General features: G+C 64.3%; 15 protein-coding genes. 7 read left to right on the top strand and 8 right to left on the bottom strand.

Features of this window, described 5'->3' with window-relative positions; genetic code table 11:
- Positions 1–13: 13 nt before the first annotated feature.
- From coaBC to E1B25_RS05905, 3 genes are read left to right on the top strand one after another with little or no spacing between them, the layout of a single operon-like run.
- The gene (gene coaBC, locus E1B25_RS05915; RefSeq protein WP_132827841.1) at positions 14–1210 is read left to right on the top strand and encodes a bifunctional phosphopantothenoylcysteine decarboxylase/phosphopantothenate--cysteine ligase CoaBC; all 1197 of its coding nucleotides are present in this window, start codon (positions 14–16) and stop codon (positions 1208–1210) included.
- A 49-nt stretch (positions 1211–1259) separates the two neighbouring features.
- Positions 1260–1715 (top strand): dUTP diphosphatase, encoded by a 456-nt coding sequence (gene dut / locus E1B25_RS05910; RefSeq protein ID WP_132827840.1) that lies wholly within the window; start codon positions 1260–1262, stop codon positions 1713–1715.
- Positions 1715–2785, top strand: a complete 1071-nt coding sequence (locus E1B25_RS05905; RefSeq protein ID WP_132827839.1) for a HesA/MoeB/ThiF family protein — start codon at positions 1715–1717, stop codon at positions 2783–2785. The genes dut and E1B25_RS05905 overlap by 1 nt, the downstream gene beginning before the upstream one ends.
- Positions 2786–2845: 60 nt before the next feature.
- Here E1B25_RS05905 and E1B25_RS05900 read toward each other — a convergent pair whose 3' ends face one another.
- Entirely contained in the window at positions 2846–5080 is a 2235-nt protein-coding gene (locus E1B25_RS05900) for a S8 family serine peptidase (protein WP_165937561.1), read from the bottom strand.
- 120 nt (positions 5081–5200) lie between these two features.
- Here E1B25_RS05900 and E1B25_RS05895 point away from each other — a divergent pair, with 120 nt between their 5' ends.
- The gene (locus E1B25_RS05895; protein ID WP_132827837.1) at positions 5201–7213 is read left to right on the top strand and encodes a M3 family metallopeptidase; all 2013 of its coding nucleotides are present in this window, start codon (positions 5201–5203) and stop codon (positions 7211–7213) included.
- Between the two features lie 116 nt (positions 7214–7329).
- Here the strand turns inward: E1B25_RS05895 and E1B25_RS05890 are convergent, their stop codons facing one another.
- From E1B25_RS05890 to E1B25_RS05860, 7 genes are all read right to left on the bottom strand, one after another.
- Entirely contained in the window at positions 7330–8268 is a 939-nt protein-coding gene (locus tag E1B25_RS05890) for a 2-hydroxyacid dehydrogenase (RefSeq protein WP_132827836.1), read from the bottom strand.
- A 19-nt stretch (positions 8269–8287) separates the two neighbouring features.
- A complete protein-coding gene (gene rodA / locus E1B25_RS05885; RefSeq protein ID WP_132827835.1) occupies positions 8288–9427 on the bottom strand; it encodes a rod shape-determining protein RodA in 1140 nt (379 codons plus the stop codon).
- Complete coding sequence (gene mrdA, locus E1B25_RS05880) at positions 9424–11367, bottom strand: penicillin-binding protein 2 (RefSeq protein WP_132827834.1); 1944 nt, start codon at positions 11365–11367, stop codon at positions 9424–9426. The genes rodA and mrdA overlap by 4 nt, the downstream gene beginning before the upstream one ends.
- Positions 11364–11903 (bottom strand): rod shape-determining protein MreD, encoded by a 540-nt coding sequence (locus tag E1B25_RS05875; protein ID WP_132827833.1) that lies wholly within the window; start codon positions 11901–11903, stop codon positions 11364–11366. The genes mrdA and E1B25_RS05875 overlap by 4 nt, the downstream gene beginning before the upstream one ends.
- Complete coding sequence (gene mreC, locus E1B25_RS05870) at positions 11896–12813, bottom strand: rod shape-determining protein MreC (RefSeq protein ID WP_132827832.1); 918 nt, start codon at positions 12811–12813, stop codon at positions 11896–11898. Before mreC ends, E1B25_RS05875 begins: the two co-directional genes overlap by 8 nt.
- Before the next feature lie 59 nt (positions 12814–12872).
- Entirely contained in the window at positions 12873–13919 is a 1047-nt protein-coding gene (locus E1B25_RS05865; RefSeq protein ID WP_132827831.1) for a rod shape-determining protein, read from the bottom strand.
- Positions 13920–14133: 214 nt separating this feature from the next.
- A complete protein-coding gene (locus E1B25_RS05860; RefSeq protein WP_132827830.1) occupies positions 14134–15708 on the bottom strand; it encodes a 2-isopropylmalate synthase in 1575 nt (524 codons plus the stop codon).
- Positions 15709–16250: 542 nt separating this feature from the next.
- On the opposite strand from E1B25_RS05860, the gene E1B25_RS05855 reads away from it, so the two are divergent.
- From E1B25_RS05855 to E1B25_RS05845, 3 genes are all read left to right on the top strand, one after another.
- Complete coding sequence (locus E1B25_RS05855) at positions 16251–17531, top strand: NAD(P)/FAD-dependent oxidoreductase (RefSeq protein WP_132827829.1); 1281 nt, start codon at positions 16251–16253, stop codon at positions 17529–17531.
- A gap of 247 nt (positions 17532–17778) precedes the next feature.
- Positions 17779–18291 (top strand): hypothetical protein, encoded by a 513-nt coding sequence (locus E1B25_RS05850; protein ID WP_132827828.1) that lies wholly within the window; start codon positions 17779–17781, stop codon positions 18289–18291.
- Between the two features lie 97 nt (positions 18292–18388).
- Complete coding sequence (locus E1B25_RS05845) at positions 18389–18847, top strand: tRNA (cytidine(34)-2'-O)-methyltransferase (RefSeq protein WP_342635584.1); 459 nt, start codon at positions 18389–18391, stop codon at positions 18845–18847.

Genomic DNA, 18847 nt, shown 5'->3' with positions numbered 1-18847 from the left:
GAGACTTGCGGACATGCTGGCCGAAAAGCGCATTTTGCTGATCATCGGGGGCGGGATCGCCGCTTATAAATCGCTGGAGCTGATCCGCCGTCTGCAGGAGCGCGGCGCGCAGGTAACCCCGGTTCTGACCCGGGGCGGGGAACAGTTCGTCACGCCGCTGTCGGTTTCGGCGCTGGCCGGGCACAAGGTTCATCGCGATCTGTTCGATCTGACCGACGAGGCCGAGATGGGCCATATCCAACTGTCGCGTAGCGCCGATCTGGTGGTGGTGGCCCCGGCGACGGCGGATCTGATGGCCAAGATGGCGGGCGGGCTTGCCGATGACCTGGCCTCGACCCTGCTTTTGGCCACCGACACCCCGGTTCTGCTGGCCCCGGCGATGAATGTGCGCATGTGGGCGCATCCGGCGACCGCGCGCAACCGGGCGCAACTGGAGCAGGACGGGATCACCTTTGTCGGGCCCAACGACGGCGCGATGGCCTGTGGTGAATTTGGCCCCGGACGGATGGCAGAACCCGCCGAGATCGTTGCGGCGGTTGCGGCGCAGTTTGCCGCCGGGCCGCTGGTGGGCAAGCGCATCATCGTTACCTCTGGCCCGACGCATGAGCCGATTGACCCGGTGCGCTATATCGCCAACCGCTCCTCCGGGGCGCAGGGCACGGCCATCGCCGCCGCACTGGCCGCTTTGGGCGCGCAGGTGGTCTTTGTCACCGGCCCGGCCGAGGTGGCACCGCCGCAAGGGGTCGAGGTGGTGGCGGTGGAAACCGCACAACAGATGCTGGTGGCGGTCGAGGTGGCGCTGCCCGCCGATGCCGGGGTCTTTGCCGCTGCCGTGGCCGACTGGCGCGTCGCCAGCGCCTCGGATCGCAAGCTGAAGAAAAGCCATGACGGCCTGCCCAAGCTGGAATTTGCCGAGAATCCCGACATCCTCAAGACCGTGTCGCGGATGGGCGCGGGGCGGCCGGGGCTGGTGGTGGGCTTTGCCGCCGAGACCAACGATGTGATCGAGAATGCCACCGCCAAGCGCGCGCGCAAGGGCTGCGACTGGATCGTCGCCAATGACGTGAGCCCGGCGACCGGGATCATGGGCGGCACCGAGAATGCCGTCACCCTGATCACCGATGCGGGCAACGAGGAGTGGCCGCGCATGGGCAAAGCGGCGGTGGCCGAGCGGCTGGCGCAGCGTATCGCGGCGGCGCTGGCCGGTTAGGGGCCGCAAGCGCAGACAGGAATCGGAACAGAACAAGGGGCCAAGGCCGATGGTTGCAATCGCGGTGATCCATGACACCGACGCGGACAGGGATGTGCCGCTGCCCAGCTATGAAACACCGGGGGCGGCGGGGGCTGACCTACGCGCCAATCTGCCCGACCGGGGCGAGATCGTGCTGGAGCCCGGGGCGCGGGCACTGGTACCCACCGGGCTGCGGATCGAGATCCCCGTGGGCTATGAGGTGCAGATCCGCCCGCGCTCGGGCTTGGCGTTGAAACACGGGATCACCCTGCCCAACAGCCCCGGTACCATCGACAGCGATTATCGCGGGCCGCTGGGGGTAATCTTGATGAATGCGGGGGAGGCGCCCTTTCGCATCGCCCATGGTGACCGCATCGCCCAGATGGTCGTGGCCCCGGTGGTGCATGCGCGGTTCGAGTTGGCGGATGATCTGAGCGCGACCGCGCGCGGGGCGGGCGGGTTCGGCTCGACAGGGCGGCACTGATGCTGCTGGTCTTTGTTCTGGCCGCCGTGCTCTGGGCCATTGGCTGGGCCGCTGGGCTGCCTGTACGTTTGCGCTGGGCGATGATCGGGCTGTTGTACCTTGCCGTTCTGGCGCTGCATCTGGCGCTGCCCGATGGCCATGCGCTGCGGCTGGCGACTGGACAGTCACCGGCGCTTTGGCTGCTGCTCGGCGGCGCGGGTGTGATCGCGCTGGTCTATGGCTCTGGCGTGCGTGCGCTCAAGCGCCGGGCGGTTGCGAAGTCTGCGGGGGCGAAAACAGGCGAAGAGGCCAAGATAAAACCGGCGCAGGGCACCTTTTCCGAGGCGGAGATCAGCCGATACGCCCGCCACATCGTGCTGCGCGAACTGGGCGGTCCCGGGCAGAAAAAGCTGAAACAGGCGCGTGTTCTGGTGATCGGGGCGGGGGGGCTCGGCTCGCCCGCGTTGCTCTATCTTGCCGCTGCCGGGGTCGGCACCCTCGGGGTGATCGACGACGACACGGTCGAGGGCTCCAACCTGCAACGGCAGGTGATCCATACCGAGGCGCGGATCGGCATGCCAAAGGTGTTTTCGGCGCAGGCGGCGCTGGAGGCGCTGAACCCCTTTGTCACCATCCGCCCCTATCACCGCCGTCTGGACGCGGGGATCGCTGCCGATCTTTTTGCCGAATATGACGTGATCCTTGATGGCACCGACAATTTCGAGACCCGCTATCTTGCCAACCGCACCGCCGTGGCGCTGGGCAAACCGCTGATTTCCGGCGCGCTGGCGCAGTGGGAGGGGCAGCTGAGCGTGTTTGACCCGGCCCGTGGTGCGCCCTGCTATCAGTGCATCTTTCCGCAGGCCCCCGCACCCGGTCTTGCCCCGTCTTGTGCCGAGGCCGGGGTGATCGCCCCGCTGCCCGGCGTGGTGGGCGCGATGATGGCGCTTGAGGCGGTCAAGGTGATCGCCGACATCGGTGCCCCCCTGCGTGGCGAGATGCTGATTTATGACGGGCTTTATGGCGAGACGCGCAAATTCACACTGAAGCCGCGCGCCGATTGCCCGGTCTGCGGCCGCGGCGCGGCATGACCCTTGGGGTGATATAGGGGCGCGTGACCGGGGTGGGGGTGTCGCCCCGGTCGTGGAAGCTCAACTCAGCCAGGTCAGGTCGTATTCGCTGGTGCCGGCCAGATCTGTCAGGCGGATCTCGAAATCCAGGAAACCGATCAAAAGGTCGGCCCCATCGTCCCGGGCATCGAGGATGAAAGGGGAACCGCCCAGAAAGGCGATGTCGAGGGCATCCTTTTCCACATCGAAGTCGCGGATCACGTCCGATCCCGCGCCGGGGCCGAAGACGAAGACATCGCGCCCACGCCCGCCCCAGAGGATGTCGTCGCCCGCGCCGCCTTCGATCTGATCGCGCCCGCGCCCACCCCGGATCACGTCGTTCCCGGTGCCGCCGAACAAATCGTCGTCTCCGACCCGCCCCGAGAGCCGGTCGTCGCCCCGGTTCCCAGACAGAAAATTGTCTACGCCATTGCCGCGCAGCCAGTCGTTGCCATCGCCGGAAATGGCGTGTTCGATCCTCGTGTCGGGACCGAAGGAGAAGAGCGTGCTGTCGCCGTCGCCGATGTCACCGCCGCGGGACAGGTTCACCACGATGTCGCGGGTGACCGCCGCGAGGTTGAGCCCGTCGTCCATGCCGCGCAGATCGGTGATCTCGCTTCGCGTCGGATCGCTGTCCAGCAGTTCAAAGGCCTCGTCCGTGAAGGTATAGACATCGTTGCGACCGGGCGTCGTGCCATAGGCGGTGATCGAGAAATCGGACAGCTGGATCGATTTGTCGTTGTCCACGGTGTCCTCCGCCCGCAGGGTCCAACTGCCATCGGCGTCCTCGCCCCGCAGGTGTTGCACAAGGAACGTCCAGCTCAGCCCGTCCTTGGCGACCTTGCCGGGCGTATAGACGGAGCGTTCGGTATCGGTCAGGGCGATCTCGGTCCCGTCGGGCGACACCAGCGTGAGTTGCAGGTCATAGATCCGGTCGGCCTGGATATGGACGGTGACCTCGACGGTTTCGATATCGAAACCGCCCTCCGCCTCGATCTGTGCGGTCAGGTCCAGCGCGGTGCCATCGCCGGGAACGTCATGGACGACGGCGGGGGTCGGGCCGCTTGTGACCTGCTCTTCATTGGCCGATGTCGCCGGGGTGTTGAACAGGCTCCAGACCTCGGCCATGCGCACGGCGGCAAGGGGATCGACCTCGCCATAGCCATAGTCGTTGCTGATGTGCCGCCCGCCGCCGTTCCAATGGGTATCGCCGTTGTATTGCCACGCGAAGCGTTCACGCGGGCTGTCCATGTCGCGACCGGTCTGCTGGGCCGATAGCGACAGGATCTCCTGCACGTCGCGCCAGCCTAGATCGGGATTGGCCTCCAGCATCAGCGCCACCACGCCCGAGACCATCGGCGCCGCCGCCGAGGTGCCGTTGAAGTACATGTAATCGGTCGGGTCAGTGACCAGGTCGCCAACCCCCGACAGCTGCCGGTTCGTCAGCCCATAGGGGGCGCCCCAATCGACGTCATGGGTGTTGTTCGTCGTGATGGTCCCGGTCTTGAAGCCTACCCCGACCGGCGCGGTGACCAGCAGGTTCGCCCCGCGATTGGAATAGCTTAGCACAACCCCTGCATGTGACGTCGCCCCGACCAGAATGAACTCGCGCAGGGTGTTGTAATACTCGGCCTGCGCGGTGGAGGATTCATTGCCAGCCGCCTTCACCAGGATGGTGCCCAGCCCGTAGCGGCCGGAAACGGCGGCCTCTTCATAGGCGGCCCTGACAAGGGGGCTGCCCGTCACCGGGTCGCCGACGGAATAAGTCGGAAACCCGCCCCAGCTGTTGTTCGACACGTCGACATGCTGCAACGTCTCGAACAAGGCATTGGCGAGCGGGGTCTTTTGGTTTTCCCACCATTCCTGAAGTCCCACTGACACGAGGCTGGCGTCGAAGGCGACGCCGACCGCGCCCTCTCCATTGGCGGAGGCCGCGATAAGCCCGGCGACACCGGTGCCATGGGTCAGGTTCGGGTTGGGATCGATGGCATAGCGCTCGCCCCGGAACAGCGGAAACAACCCGGTGATCTCCTTTCCCGCCAGATCCTGGTGGTGGAAATCGACGGACACGTCATAGACGCCGACGATGACACCCGCGCCCGTGTAGTCCCCCCAGACGGTCTCCAACCCGTTCAGCGCGGCCAAATGGCGTTGGTAGGGATAGAGCGGATCGGTGGGAACGAATGTGGCAATGGACGAGGCGGCAGGCATGGCAGTGCTCCGGTGACCGTTGACGGTGCGGCAATCCTGCCCGATCGGACGTGCCGAGTCATTCATTGATTGCGGCGCGGCGCGGGTCTCGCGGTCTGCGGTAGTCCTCCCGAAGCGGGGATATGGGCCGTCCCCACTGGACATTCCCCGCGCGCTGCATAGCTTGCGTAGGCAAAGGAGACCCTTATGAACACCCCGATCCTGTCCGACTGGAACACCCCGTTCCAGATCGCCCCGTTTGACGCCATTTCCGACGATGATTTCGCCCCGGCGCTGGAGCTTGCGCTCGCCGCCCATCGCGATGAGATCGCGGCAATCACGCAAACCCCCGAGCCGGCGAGTTTTGCCAATACCATCGAGGCGCTGGAAGCAGCGGGAGAGGCGCTGGACAAGGTGCTCTCCGTGTTCTTCACCGTGGCGGGGGCTGACAGCAACCCGGAACGCCAAGCCTTGCAGCGCGCGTTTTCGCCCAAGCTCGCCGCGCATTATTCCGAGATTTCCGCCAATACGGCGCTGTTCGCGCGGGTGGCCGATCTTTGGGCGCGTCGCGATACGCTGGACCTCACCCCGGAACAGGCGCGCGTGCTGATGCTGACCCATCGCGGCTTTGTGCGCTCTGGCGCCGCGCTCACGGGCGAGGCGGCCGAGCGGATCAAGCAGATCAAGGCGCGGCTGGCGACGCTGGGTACGCAGTTCACCCAGAACCTGCTGGCCGATGAGAGCGACTGGCGGATGCAACTGTCGGAAGACGATCTTGAGGGGCTGCCCGATTTCGTGATCCGTGTCGCCCGCATGGCCGGTGAGGAAAACGGCATGGATGGCCCCGTTATCACACTGTCACGCTCGCTGATCGTACCCTTCCTGCAATTCTCTCCCCGCCGCGATCTGCGCGAAACCGCTTGGCGCGCTTGGGCCGCGCGCGGGGCGAATGGCGGCGAGACCGACAACCGCGAGATTGCCGCCGAAATCCTGCACCTGCGGGAAGAGCGGGCAAAGCTGTTGGGCTATGAGAGCTTCGCCGCCTATAAGCTGGAAACCGAGATGGCCAAGACGCCGGAGGCGGTCAAGGACCTTTTGATGCAGGTCTGGGAACCGGCCAAGGCACAGGCCGAGGCGGACGCCAAGGTGCTGAGCGCAAGGATGCGCGAAGACGGGCTGAACGGCGATCTGGAGCCATGGGACTGGCGCTATTACGCCGAGAAGCGGCGCAGGGCGGAACACGATCTGGATGAGGCGGCGCTGAAACCTTATCTGCAGCTTGACCGGATGATCGAGGCCGCCTTTTCCTGCGCGCACCGCTTGTTCGGGCTGGAGTTCGCGCCGCTCGACGTGGCGCTGTATCACCCCGATTGCCGGGCGTGGGAGGTGACGCGCGGCGGCAAACACGTGGGCGTGTTCATCGGCGACTATTTCGCGCGCGGCTCGAAACGCTCCGGTGCGTGGTGCAGCGCGATGCGGGGGCAGGCCAAGTTCCCTGAACCGCAGGCCCCGGTGGTGATCAACGTGTGCAACTTCGCCAAGGGCGATCCGGCGCTGCTGTCCTATGACGATGCGCGCACGCTGTTTCATGAGTTCGGCCATGCCCTGCACCAGCTGTTGTCGGATGTCACCTATGAGAGCATCTCGGGCACCTCGGTGGCGCGCGACTTTGTCGAACTGCCCAGCCAGTTGTTTGAACATTGGCTCGAAGTTCCCGAAGTGCTGAGCGAATTCGCCACCCATGTGGAGACCGGCGCGCCGATGCCGGACGCGATGCGCGACAAGGTTCTGAACGCGGCCAATTTCGACATGGGCTTTCAGACGGTGGAATATGTGGCCTCGGCGCTGGTCGATCTGGCGTTCCATGACGGGGCGGCCCCGGCGGATCCGATGGCGAAACAGGCCGAGGTTCTGGCCGGGATCGGGATGCCCCACGCCATCGGCATGCGCCACGCCACGCCGCAATTCGCGCATGTGTTTTCCGGCGACGGCTACAGCTCGGGCTATTACAGCTACATGTGGTCCGAAGTGATGGACGCCGACGCCTTTGCCGCCTTTGAAGAGGCCGGCGGTGCCTTTGATCCCGAGCGCGCCCGCGCGCTGGAGGCACATATCCTGTCGGCTGGCGGCTCGGAGGAGCCGGAGGCGCTTTATACCGCGTTTCGTGGCCGGTTGCCGGGGGTCGAGGCCCTGCTCAAAGGGCGCGGGCTCGCAGCCTGATTGCGCCTGCGGCGCAGGCCTTCGGCGAGAGTATTTGCGACAAGAAGAAGCTCTGGGACCGTGCCCCGGCTTGATCCTGTTGCAAATATGGCCCCCCTTGGCAGGGGGGGCGTGCCTCAATAGCCCAGCGAGCGGTCCACCAGATGAAGCAGAGGTTCGCCCGCCTCGCCCCGGCGGATATTCTCGGCGATGACGTCTGCGGCGGTGTCGGCCCGAGTTTCCGAGGCGATATGCGGCGTCACGGTGACCTTGGGATGGGCCCAGAACGGATGTTCGGGCGGCAGCGGCTCGACCCGGAAGGTGTCGAGCGTGGCATGTGCCAGATGGCCGCTGTCGAGCGCGGCCAGCAGCGCCTCATCGTCAACCAGCGGGCCGCGACCGGGGTTGAGCACGACTGCGCCTTGCGGCAGCTGCGCGAGGGTTTCGGCATTGAGTACATCGCGCGTGGCGGGTGTGTTGGGCAGCAGCAGCACCAGAATGTCAGCGCAGGCGAGCGCTTGGTGCATGCCGTCCGCGCCATGCAGGCAGGTGATCCCCTCGACCGATTTGGCGCTGCGGCTCCAGCCGGTGACCGGAAAGCCGAGGCTGGCCAGCGCCTGACCGCAGGCGCTGCCGAGGGTGCCGAGCCCGAGGATGGTGACGCGCCGCTCGCGGGCCAGCGGCGGGGCGATCTGGTTCCAGGTGCCGTTCTGCCCCAGGATATGGGCATCCATACCCAGATGATGGCGCAAAACATGGCCGGTCACCCATTCGACCATGCCCTGGGTCAGCCCGTGGTCAACCATCCGCGCCAACGGCACGGTCAGGGTGGGGTTGTCGACGACCGTTTCGATCCCGGCCCAGAGGCTCAGCACCGCTTTCAGGCGCGGGAACCGGGTGAAATCGTGATCGACGCCGCGGCCAGCCGGGGCGAAGACGATGTACTCGACCTCTTCCGGTGGCAGATCCTCGGACAGTTGGAAATCGAGCCCGGTGGCCGCCAGCGCGCGCATGAGCGGGGCTTGATATTGGGCCCAGCGTTTCGGCGTGGAGAGAAAGAGAACATTGGTGGTCATGGGCATTCCTGTTGGTGATTTAGCGAGGTCGATGAACATGGGCGCTTTGCACGATGCCGAAGGCGGCCATTAGCACCAGCATGGCCGAGCCGCCATAGCTGACCATTGGCAGCGGCACGCCGACCACCGGGGCAAGCCCCATCACCATCGACATGTTGACGGCGAAGAAGAGGAAGAAGTTGACGGCAATGCCGAGCGTGACCAGCGAGGAAAACCGGTCGCGGGTGGCCAGCGCCGAGGCGATGCAGAACAGGATGATCAGCCCATACAGGGTGAGCAGGGACATGCCGCCGACAAAGCCGAACTCTTCGGCCAGGGTGGTGAAGATGAAGTCGGTATGTTTCTCGGGCAGGAAGTTCAGCCGCGATTGCGTGCCCTGCATGAAGCCGCGCCCGGTCCAGCCGCCCGACCCCAGCGCGATCTTGGACTGGGTGATGTGATAACCGGCCCCCAACGGGTCGCTGCCCGGGTCGAGGAAGGTGTCGATGCGGCGATACTGATAGTCCTTGAGCAATTGCCAAGGCGTGCCGCGCGATTCAAAGACCGCCGTCACCAGACCGATGCCGGCGGCGATGACGGCGGCAAAATAGGCCCAGTGGACCCCGGCCACAAACAGGATCGCGCCCCCCGCCGCCATCAGCAGGATCGCGGTGCCCAGATCTGGTTGTTTCAGAACCAGCGCGGTAGGGACAAGGATGAACAGCACCGGCAGCAGCACCCAGAGCGGGCGCGAGGTGCGCTCGGCCGGGAGCCAGTCGTAATAGGCCGCGAGCAGCATCACCAGCGTGATCTTGGTCAGCTCAGAGGGTTGCAACCGCATGAACCCAAGGTCGATCCAGCGCTGTGCGCCCATGCCGACGGTGCCGAACAATTCGACCCCGACCAACAACAGCACCGACACCCCATAGGCCAGCGCGGCCATGTTGCGCCAGAACCAGATCGGCACCATGGCGATTGCGATCATCACCACGAAGCCGAGCGCGAAGCGCTTGATCTGGGGGTCGGCCCATGGGGAGAAGGAGCCGCCTGCGACGGAATAGAGCATCAGAACGCCCACTCCGGCGACCGAGATCAGCAACAGCGCCAGCGGCCAGTTCAGGTAGAGCACCTTGCGCAGCCCCGACGGCGTGGATTTGACCCGGTGCTCCAGATAGCTCATGCGCGGCCGCTCTGTTCTTGCTGGACGCGCAGCCGCTCACGGTGCAGCCGGTCCTGTTGCGCCTTGATCCGGCTGCGGTCCTTGGACGGGTAGGCGGCCAGCGGCGGGGTGTCGCCATAAAGCGCCTGCAGCATCACGTCGCGCCCCACCGGCGCCGCCACCGAGGAGCCGCCGCCGCCATGTTCGACCACCACCGAGACGGCGTATTTCGGTTTGTCATAGGGGGCGAAGCAGACGAACAGCGCGTGGTCGCGCCGGTTCCACGGTAGGTCGGCGTTGCGGGTTACTCCGGCGGCCCGTTCGGCGGTGGTGATGTTGCGCACTTGGCTGGTGCCGGTCTTGCCCGCCATGCGGAAGGCATCTTCGATAATGCGGCTGCCATAGGCGGTGCCGCGCCGGTCGTTCGACACCGCATACATCGCCTTGCGCAGGGTGCGCAGGTTGTTTTCGTTTACCCCCAGCGGCGCGCCGCCATGGCTGGGCTGTTCGATCCCGTCGATGGACTTGATCAGGCGCGGCGTAAGATCGCGCCCGGTGGCGAGCCGGGCGGTCATGACCGCCAGTTGCATCGGCGAGGCCAGCATATAGCCCTGACCGATCGCGGCATTGGCGGTGTCGCCGATCAGCCACTCTGCGCCGTGCACGCGTTTCTTCCAGGCGCGGTCCGGTGCGAGCCCGCTGGCCACCGCCGACATCGGCACGTCGTGGTGTATGCCGAGGCCGAACTGCTGTGCCATGGCCGAGATCTTGTCGATCCCGACCTTGAGGGCGAGGTCATAGAAATAGACGTCGCAGCTTTGCTTGAGCGAGCCTTCCAGATTCAAATGGCCATGCCCGCCGCGCTTCCAGCAGTGGAACCTTCGACCCGAGACCTCCAGATAGCCGGGGCACCAGACGGTATCTTCGGGGCCGATCAGCCCTTCTTCCAGCGCCGCCATGGCGGTGATCATCTTGAAGGTGGAGCCGGGCGGGTACAGCCCTTGCACGGTTTTCGAGGCGAGCGGGCGATGGATGTCCTCGGTCAGCGTGCGGTAGTCGGTGACCGAAATGCCGCGCACGAACAGGTTGGGGTCAAAGCTGGGCGAGGAGGAAATGGCGCGCAGATCGCCGGTTTCACAGTCGATCACCACGGCGCTGGCGCTTTCACTGCCCAGCCGGGCCTGCACATAGCCCTGAAGATCGGCATCCACCGAGAGTTGCAGGTCGGCGCCGGGCTGGCCCTCGCGGCGGTCCAGCTCGCGCATGACGCGGCCGGTGGCGTTGACCTCGACCCGCTTTGCGCCGGCCTTACCGCGCAGCATCACCTCGCGCTTGGCCTCCAGCCCGACCTTGCCGATCTGGAACCGCGGGATGCGCAGCACCGGTTCGGGATCCTCGATCTTGCTCAGGTCGTAATCCGAAACCGGACCGACATAGCCGACCACATGGGCGAAATCGGCGCCGCGCGGATAGACGCGGGTCAGGCCGACTTCGGGCGTGATGCCGGGCAGGGCGGGAGCGTTTACCGCCACTTTCGAGATGTCCTCCCAGCTGATCCGGTCGGCCAGCGAGACCGGCAGAAACGGCGGGCTGCGCTGCATCTCGGCGCGGGCGCGCTCCAGATCCTCAGGGTCCAGCGGGATCAGTTCGGACAGGTCGGCCAGCACCCGCTCGACATCGCCGGCATCTTCGCGCACGATGACGATGCGATAGCTTTGCACATTTTGCGCCAGCACATTTCCGTTGCGGTCAAAGATCTTGCCACGGGTCGGCGGGATCAGGCGGATATTGACGCGGTTTTCTTCGGCCAGCAGGCGGAACTGGTCGGCCTGTTCGACTTGCAGATACCGCATCCGCATCGCCAGTCCGCCGACAAAGGCCAGTTGGACCCCCGCCAAAAGCAGCGCCCGGCGGCTGGAAACGCGGTTCAACTGCTCAAGCTCGCGCGGATTGCGTCTCATGCCCGGTTTCCCATTGCTTCGACGTCGCTGGGTGACAGCTTGCGCACCCCCATCAACGATTGTGTGACCAGAACCACCAGCGGATAGGCGAGCATGGTCATCACCATCTGAAACAGGCTGAGGCTGAGCTGAGCCTGTTCGACGGCCAGCAGCGCCAACACCAGCCGGTTCAGCACGGTGATCGCCAGCAGCGTCAGGCAGACCGCCAGCCATTCGCCAGCAAAGCTGGCCTCGCGCAGGCCACCGGCGCGGGTCTTGAGGTATTCGCTGCCCAGCACCACCAGCAGCGCCATCAGCCCCGGTGGGCGTTGGAACAGCAGATCTGCCATCAGCATCATGGCTGCGATGCTGGCGGCGGGGGCAAAGTCAGGCCGTCGCAGGCACCAGGCAAAGGCGGCGGCGATCAGAAGATCGGGCGGGGCCCAGCGCCGTGGCACGGTGTCGAGCGGGATCAGGTGAAAGAACATGATCAGAAGCGCCAGCCCCAGAAAGGCGGCACGCATCAGCCAGAGGTGCGAGGGGGACGGGCTAGCCACCGCTGGCCTCCTCGTCCGGGACGGCGGGGGCGGTGGGGGGCACTGCCTCGGTCGCTGGCAGGACAAGCTGGCCGGGATCGGTGATTGTTTCCGCCCCGTGAAGACGCAGCACCCGCAGAAATTCCAGCCGCTCGTAATCCGCCGCCAGTCGCACCCGCAGCCGCCCCGTCGGGTCGGCGGCAACCTGCCCGATCAGCAGGCCGGCGGGAAAGACCCCGCCATCCCCCGAGGTGACCACCCGGTCGCCGGGGCGGACCAGATCCGCGTTCTCCAGAAAATCGATCAGCGGTGCGGCGGTGTTGTTGCCAGCGACAAGCGCGCTCTGCCCCGAGGGTTGCACGATCACCGGCACCGAGCTGGAGGCGTCGGTCAGCAGGATCACCCGCGCGGTGTTTTGGCCGGTGCCAGAGATCCGCCCGACCAACCCGATCCCGTCCATCGCCGCCCAACCGTCCCGGATGCCGTCCCGCGCGCCGACGTTCAGCAGCACCGACTGGCGGAAGGGCGAGCCGCTGTCGGCCAGCACGACGCCGGTCACATAGGTCAGCCGCGGGTCAAGCCGCACGTTGTTGAGGTCAAGCAGGCGGGCGTTTTCCTGTTCCAGTTGCAGCGCGGCTTCTTTCCAGGCCTTCATCTGGCGCAACTCGCGGCGCAGCTCCTGATTCTGGTCGGTCAGCCGGCGATAGCTTTGGAAATCGCGGATCAGGTTGATCGTGCCGGTGACAGGCGCCATCGCCCAGTCCATCGAGGGCACGACGCGATCGACCACTTGCGCGCGGAAACGTTCCACCCGCGGGCTGTCGATGCGCCAGATCAGAAAGATGCCCAGCAGGCACAGAACCAGCACCCCCAGCCCCAACCGGCGCAGGGGGGTGGTATAGTCATCGCGCTGTGAGCGGTCCCTGGCCAATGGTATCCTTGCGTCACATGTCGCGGTCGCACGGGGCGACCGGACAAAGGGTGCGCCCCCTAGCTGTCGTAGTCGATCGCGTGGCGAAGCTGTTTCTCGTATTCCAGCGCCTTGCCGGTGCCAAGCGCCACGCAATTCAGGCTCTCGTCGGCGATCGAGACGGCCAACCCGGTCTGTTCGCGCAGGGCAAGGTCCAGATCCCCTAGCAGCGCGCCGCCGCCGGTGAGCATCACGCCGCGATCCACGATATCCGCCGCCAGATCCGGGGGCGTGGTTTCCAATGCGGTCATCACCGCTTCGCAGATCTGTTGCACCGGCTCGGCCAGCGCTTCGGCGATCTGGGCCTGGCTGACCTCGATCTCTTTCGGAATCCCGTTCAGCAGATCGCGACCGCGAATCTGCATCGAGGTGCCGCGCCCGTCATCGGGCATCCGCGCGGTGCCGATCGTGGTCTTGATCCGTTCGGCGGTGCTTTCCCCGATCAGCAGGTTCTGCTGGCGCCGCAGATAGGCGATGATCGCCTCATCCATGCGGTCGCCGCCGACCCGGACCGAGCGGGCGTAAACGATGTCGCCCAGCGACAGAACCGCAACCTCGGTGGTGCCGCCGCCGATATCCACAACCATGTTGCCGGTGGGGTCGGTGATCGGCATGCCGGCCCCGATGGCCGCTGCAATGGGTTCCGCGATCAGCCCGGCGCGGCGGGCGCCGGCGCTCAGGACAGACTGGCGGATCGCGCGTTTCTCGACCGGGGTGGCGCCGTGGGGCACGCAGACGATGATCTTGGGCTTGGAGAAGGTCGAGCGTTTGTGCACCTTGCGGATGAAATGCTTGATCATCTCTTCGGCGGTGTCGAAATCCGCGATCACGCCTTCGCGCATCGGGCGGATCGCCTGGATCGAGCCGGGCGTGCGCCCCAGCATCAACTTGGCGTCTTCGCCGACGGCGAGCACCTTCTTGACGCCGTCCTTGATGTGATAGGCCACCACCGAGGGTTCCGACAGGATGATGCCGCGCCCTTTGACATAGACCAAAGTGTTAGCCGTACCGAGGTCAATGGCCATGTCCGATGTGAACAAGCCGCCGAAATTTCCAAACACCGACATATATACCTGCGATCCTGTAAAGTACTGCGCGCCTGGTCCACGACTCCTGACGAGCCGGACCCTTGCCTTATAGGCGGCTGAGTCAAAGCGTGAAAGAGCGGATTCGCGGCGGGCAGCGCGTTTTCGCCTGTGATGCCACTTGTGACGTCACCTAGACCTGTGATGCCCCCTGGAACGGCCAGCGCGCGGGGTCGCGCGCGCCGGCCTCGCGGGTCTAGCCCACGTCTTTGTACGACACTTCGCGGGTATCCGCGCCGGGGCCGGCCTTTTCGCGGCGCACCAGCAGCCGGTTCAGCGCGTTGACATAGGCCTTGGCGCTGGACACCACGGTATCGGTATCCGCCGACTGGCCGGTGGCGATCACGCCATCCTCTTCCAGCCGCACGCTGACTGTGGCCTGGGCGTCGGTGCCCTCGGTCACGGCATTCACCTGGTACAGCTGCAACCGCGCCTCGTTGGGATACAGCGCGCGCACAGCCTTGAAGGTGGCATCCACGGGTCCGTCGCCATGTTCGGTCGCGATCGCCTCCTTGCCGTCGATTTCCATCTCAAGCGTCGCCTCGGCCGGCCCGTCGGTGCCGCAAAGCACCTTGAGCGATACGATCTGCAAGCGGTCATTGGCCGGATCAACGGTGTCGCCCACCAGCGCCACGATATCGTCGTCATAGACTTCCTTCTTGCGGTCGGCGAGCGCCTTGAACCGCACGAAAACGTCCTTGAGCTGGTTGTCCCCGATCTCATAGCCCAGATGCTTGAGCTTGTCGCGCAATGCGGCGCGGCCAGAGTGTTTGCCCATCACCAGGTTCGACGCGGCCAAGCCGACATCCTCGGGGCGCATGATCTCGAAGGTCTCGGCGTTCTTCAACATGCCATCCTGGTGGATGCCGCTTTCATGCGCAAAGGCGTTCTTGCCGACGATCGCCTTGTTGAACTGCACCGGAAAGCCCGACACGGTCGAAACCCGGCGCGAGATATGCATGATCTTGCTGCTGTCCACGCCGGTGGTCCAAGGCAGGATGTCATGGCGCACCTTGAGCGCCATCACCACCTCTTCCAGCGCGGTGTTGCCTGCGCGTTCGCCCAGCCCGTTGACGGTGCATTCGATCTGGCGCGCGCCACCGGCCACGGCGGCCAGCGCATTCGCCGTCGCCATGCCAAGGTCGTTGTGGCAGTGGGTGGCAAAGATCACCTCGTCGGCACCGGGGACGGTTTCGATCAGGCGGCGGATCAGCGAAGCGCTTTCCTCCGGGGCAGTATAGCCGACGGTATCGGGCACGTTGATCGTGGTGGCCCCGGCCTTGATCGCGATTTCGACCGTGCGGCAGAGGTAATCCCATTCGGTCCGGGTGGCATCCATAGGCGACCACTGCACGTTGTCGCAAAGATTGCGCGCGTGGCTGACGGTTTCATGGATCTTCTGCGCCATCTCATCCATGCTGAGGTTGGGAATGGCCCGGTGCAGCGGCGAGGTGCCGATAAAGGTGTGAATGCGCGGTTTCCCGGCGCTTTTCACCGCCTCCCAGCAGCGGTCGATGTCGGTGAAACTGGCGCGGGCCAGCCCGCAGATCACCGAATTCTTGGAATTCGCCGCGATCTCGCTCACCGCTTTGAAATCGCCTTCCGAGGCGATCGGGAAGCCGGCCTCGATGATGTCCACGCCCATTTCATCGAGCAGGCCGGCAATCTCCAGCTTTTCGGTGTGGGTCATCGTGGCACCCGGGCTTTGTTCGCCGTCGCGCAACGTGGTGTCAAAGATCAAGACGCGGTCTTGTTCTGATGCATGTGTCATGTCGGTATCTTTCGTATCTGTCCTAATGCCTTTGGCGCGCAAGCGTCCTCCCCTGAGCGGGCGCGCCGAAGGGCACGCTCAGAGGCGGATTAGGAGCAGTAGGCCACGTAGCGACGCGCCGCGAAACGCGGCGTCGGTCGGGGTATGTGGCTGGCTGATCATGTGGGCAATCTATACCGCGGAAAACCGGAAAGAAAAGCCAAAATGACCGAGGTGAGACAAAATGGATGGAGGAAGGGGGGATGAAGGGGGATATATGCGGGAGCAGCAATGACCGCCCCCAGCGTATGGACGGGCTGGATCGACCCGCCGCGCCGTTCCAGCTTGCTTGGGTATACTTCGGCGTACCAGTTTGTGCGCCATTTGATCCATATCATATATGGCGAAGATTGAATATGTTAGCCAACCCCTAATCCCATGCAGTCGGGGTGCGCCGGTTCTGGCCGCTTTGACCGCAGGGGGGCAGGGCACGCCGATTTGCAAGGCGTGCATTCAGGCCGCGGAGGGGGAGCCGGGGCCACCACTCAGGAGGGAAGACGGATATGACGCATGTGGTCGTCCTAGGTGCCGGGGTAGGCGGTACCATTCAGGCCTATGAGCTCAAGGAAGCGCTGGGCAGCAATGACACGGTCACCGTGATTTCGAACAAGCCCTATTTTCAGTTCACGCCCTCCAACCCCTCGGCCGGGATCGGTTTGCGCACAAAGGCGCAAATCACCATCGATCTGGCCCCGGTGATGGAGCGGCAGGGGATCGAATTCATCTGCGACGGGGCGGTGAAACTAGACCCGGTGGCGAATGTCATCCACCTGCAAAGCGGCCGCGAGGTCAGCTATGACATGCTGGTGATCGCCACCGGTCCCGACCTGGCCTTTGACGAGATCGAAGGCTTCGGTCCGGATCGGTTCACCCATTCGATCTGTCAAATCGAACATGCCGAGATCTCGGGCAAAAACTGGGAGGCGTTTTGCGCCAATCCCGGCCCGATCGTGGTTGGCGCGGTGCAGGGGGCCTCGTGCTTTGGCCCGGCCTATGAATATGTCATGAGTATCGACACCGATCTGCGTCGCCGCAAGATCCGCGACAAGGTGCCGATGACCTTTGTCACCCCGGAACCCTATATTGGCCATCTGGGCCTTGGCGGGGTGGGTGACACCAAGGGCATGCTGGAAACGATCATGCGCGAACGCTCGATCCGTTGGGTCACCAATGCCAAGACCGACAGTTTCGAGGCCGACAAGATCCACGTCACCGAATGCGACGAGGACGGCAAGCCGAAGAAGACGCATGACATCCCCTTTACCTATGCGATGATGCTGCCGGCCTTCCGCGGCATCCCCGCGCTGATGGGGCTTGAAGGGCTGGTCAATCCGCGCGGATTTGTCATCGTCGACGAACATCAGCGCAACCCGGCCTATCCCAATATCTTTGGCATCGGCGTCTGTATCGCCATCGCCCCGAAAGAGCCCACGCCGGTGCCCACCGGCGTGCCGAAAACCGGGTTCATGATCGAATCCATGGTCACCGCCACCGCCCACAACATCGCGCAGATCGTGAAAGGCGGCGAGCCGCGCGAGATGGCCACTTGGAACGCGCTGTGTCTGGCCGATTTCGGCGACGACGGGGCCGCCTTTCTGGCGATGCCGCAGAACCCGCCGCGCAACGTCAACTGGGCGGCGCAGGGGCGCTGGGTGCACTGGGCCAAGCTGGCGTTCGAGTGGTATTTCATGCGCAAGGTGCGCCGTGGGGTGAGCGAACCGTTCTACGAGAAATTCATGATGCGGTTCATGAAGATCAACAAGCTGAAAGACGGGCAGGGCTGAGGCGCGTCACCTCCCTTTGCAAACGTCTGTCGCAAAGCGCAAAGGGCACGGACTCAAGGGCCGTAGGCCCGCCGTGTCAGAGTCGTGCCAGCGCCGGAACCACAATCCGGCGCTGGCACGACTCTGCACTCTTGAGGCTCTGCCGAAGGGAAAGGGTTTTTGTGCGGCGGTACACTGAATCGTTCCCGCCCCTATCATTCCTGTCCGCTTAGCTTAAGAGAGGCCGGGACATTAAGGAGAGCGAACGGTGGAAACCTCACAGAGCGTGCCGGACCTGATTGTGGCGGCACAGGTCAAAGCAAAGGTGTTCGAAGATAGAATTTCGCTCGCGCGGGCGCAGTTGGACGGGCAGAGCGGCTCCGAAGCTCAAGCTGAAGACCTGCGCGCGGCGACTGTCGCGCTTGAATTGGCCGCTGTTGATATCTTCACCCTGTTCGAGGCGCGCATGCAGCACCACTTCAAACGGGGGCCGTTTTCAAAAAAGTTGAGAACGTCGCTGGTAAACTCCGGGCAGGCTGACCTCGCCGATCGGGTCCACAAGTACTATCTGGCGATCAACGTGCTCAAGCACGGAAAAGGCGCAAGCTATCGGGAATTGCTCGACACTCCGACCGAACTTTTTCATATGAAACCCGCTGAAACTCTCGATCCAAAAGAAGAAGACGCGCCTTCAAGCCTGATAGATGTTGGCGTGCCGGGCTTTTTTGACGGGCTCGCCACGACACTTCTTGAGGCGCATAAATTCCTAGAGACCCGGTAGGTTTCCACCCTCGATTTCACGAGATTGAATAGGAGAAGCACGGCGAATGCCGCGCCCTCACCTGAGAAAGTTCACATATCCCATGTCTGATCCCCGCATGAAAATCGTGTTGGTCACCCCCGAAATACCGTACAACACAGGGGCCATCGGACGGACCTGCGTTGCGCTGAATCTGGAGCTGGTTCTGATCAAGCCCTACGGGTTTTCCCTCGACGAAAAAGCGGTGCGGCGGGCCGGAACCGACTATTGGAAATATGTGAACCTCAGCGAATATGACACTTGGGAAAGTTTTTTGGAGGCGCGTAAGCCGCGTCCCGAAAGCCTGTTTTTCTTCGAAGAACACGGGGCCCAAACGTTCTACGATCCCGACTATCCTAAGGATGCCTTTCTGGTCTTTGGCTGTGAATCCAAAGGCCTGCCATTGGCGATTCTCAACGGGTTGGAAGATCGGACTTTCAGGTTGCCCATGCTCGATTCACGTGTTCGATCGCTCAATCTGGCGAATGTAGCCGCGGCAGTTGTCTATCAAGCGATGCGTCCGCAACTGGGCGGCTGA

Origin of the sequence: Antarcticimicrobium sediminis (genome assembly GCF_004348975.1) — a bacterium.
GTDB classification, from domain to species: Bacteria; Pseudomonadota; Alphaproteobacteria; order Rhodobacterales; family Rhodobacteraceae; genus Antarcticimicrobium; species Antarcticimicrobium sediminis.
This window is presented reverse-complemented; position numbering and strand designations above follow the sequence as displayed.

Bases quoted from the DNA above. Each gene is read 5' to 3' on its own strand.
- coaBC (WP_132827841.1), top strand. From the start codon at position 14: ATGCTGGCCGAAAAGCGCATTTTGCTGATCATCGGGGGCGGGATCGCC.
- dut (WP_132827840.1), top strand. From the start codon at position 1,260: ATGGTTGCAATCGCGGTGATCCATGACACCGACGCGGACAGGGATGTG.
- E1B25_RS05905 (WP_132827839.1), top strand. From the start codon at position 1,715: ATGCTGCTGGTCTTTGTTCTGGCCGCCGTGCTCTGGGCCATTGGCTGG.
- E1B25_RS05900 (WP_165937561.1), bottom strand. From the start codon at position 5,080: ATGAATGACTCGGCACGTCCGATCGGGCAGGATTGCCGCACCGTCAAC.
- E1B25_RS05895 (WP_132827837.1), top strand. From the start codon at position 5,201: ATGAACACCCCGATCCTGTCCGACTGGAACACCCCGTTCCAGATCGCC.
- E1B25_RS05890 (WP_132827836.1), bottom strand. From the start codon at position 8,268: ATGACCACCAATGTTCTCTTTCTCTCCACGCCGAAACGCTGGGCCCAA.
- rodA (WP_132827835.1), bottom strand. From the start codon at position 9,427: ATGAGCTATCTGGAGCACCGGGTCAAATCCACGCCGTCGGGGCTGCGC.
- mrdA (WP_132827834.1), bottom strand. From the start codon at position 11,367: ATGAGACGCAATCCGCGCGAGCTTGAGCAGTTGAACCGCGTTTCCAGC.
- E1B25_RS05865 (WP_132827831.1), bottom strand. From the start codon at position 13,919: ATGTCGGTGTTTGGAAATTTCGGCGGCTTGTTCACATCGGACATGGCC.
- E1B25_RS05860 (WP_132827830.1), bottom strand. From the start codon at position 15,708: ATGACACATGCATCAGAACAAGACCGCGTCTTGATCTTTGACACCACG.
- E1B25_RS05855 (WP_132827829.1), top strand. From the start codon at position 16,251: ATGACGCATGTGGTCGTCCTAGGTGCCGGGGTAGGCGGTACCATTCAG.
- E1B25_RS05845 (WP_342635584.1), top strand. From the start codon at position 18,389: ATGAAAATCGTGTTGGTCACCCCCGAAATACCGTACAACACAGGGGCC.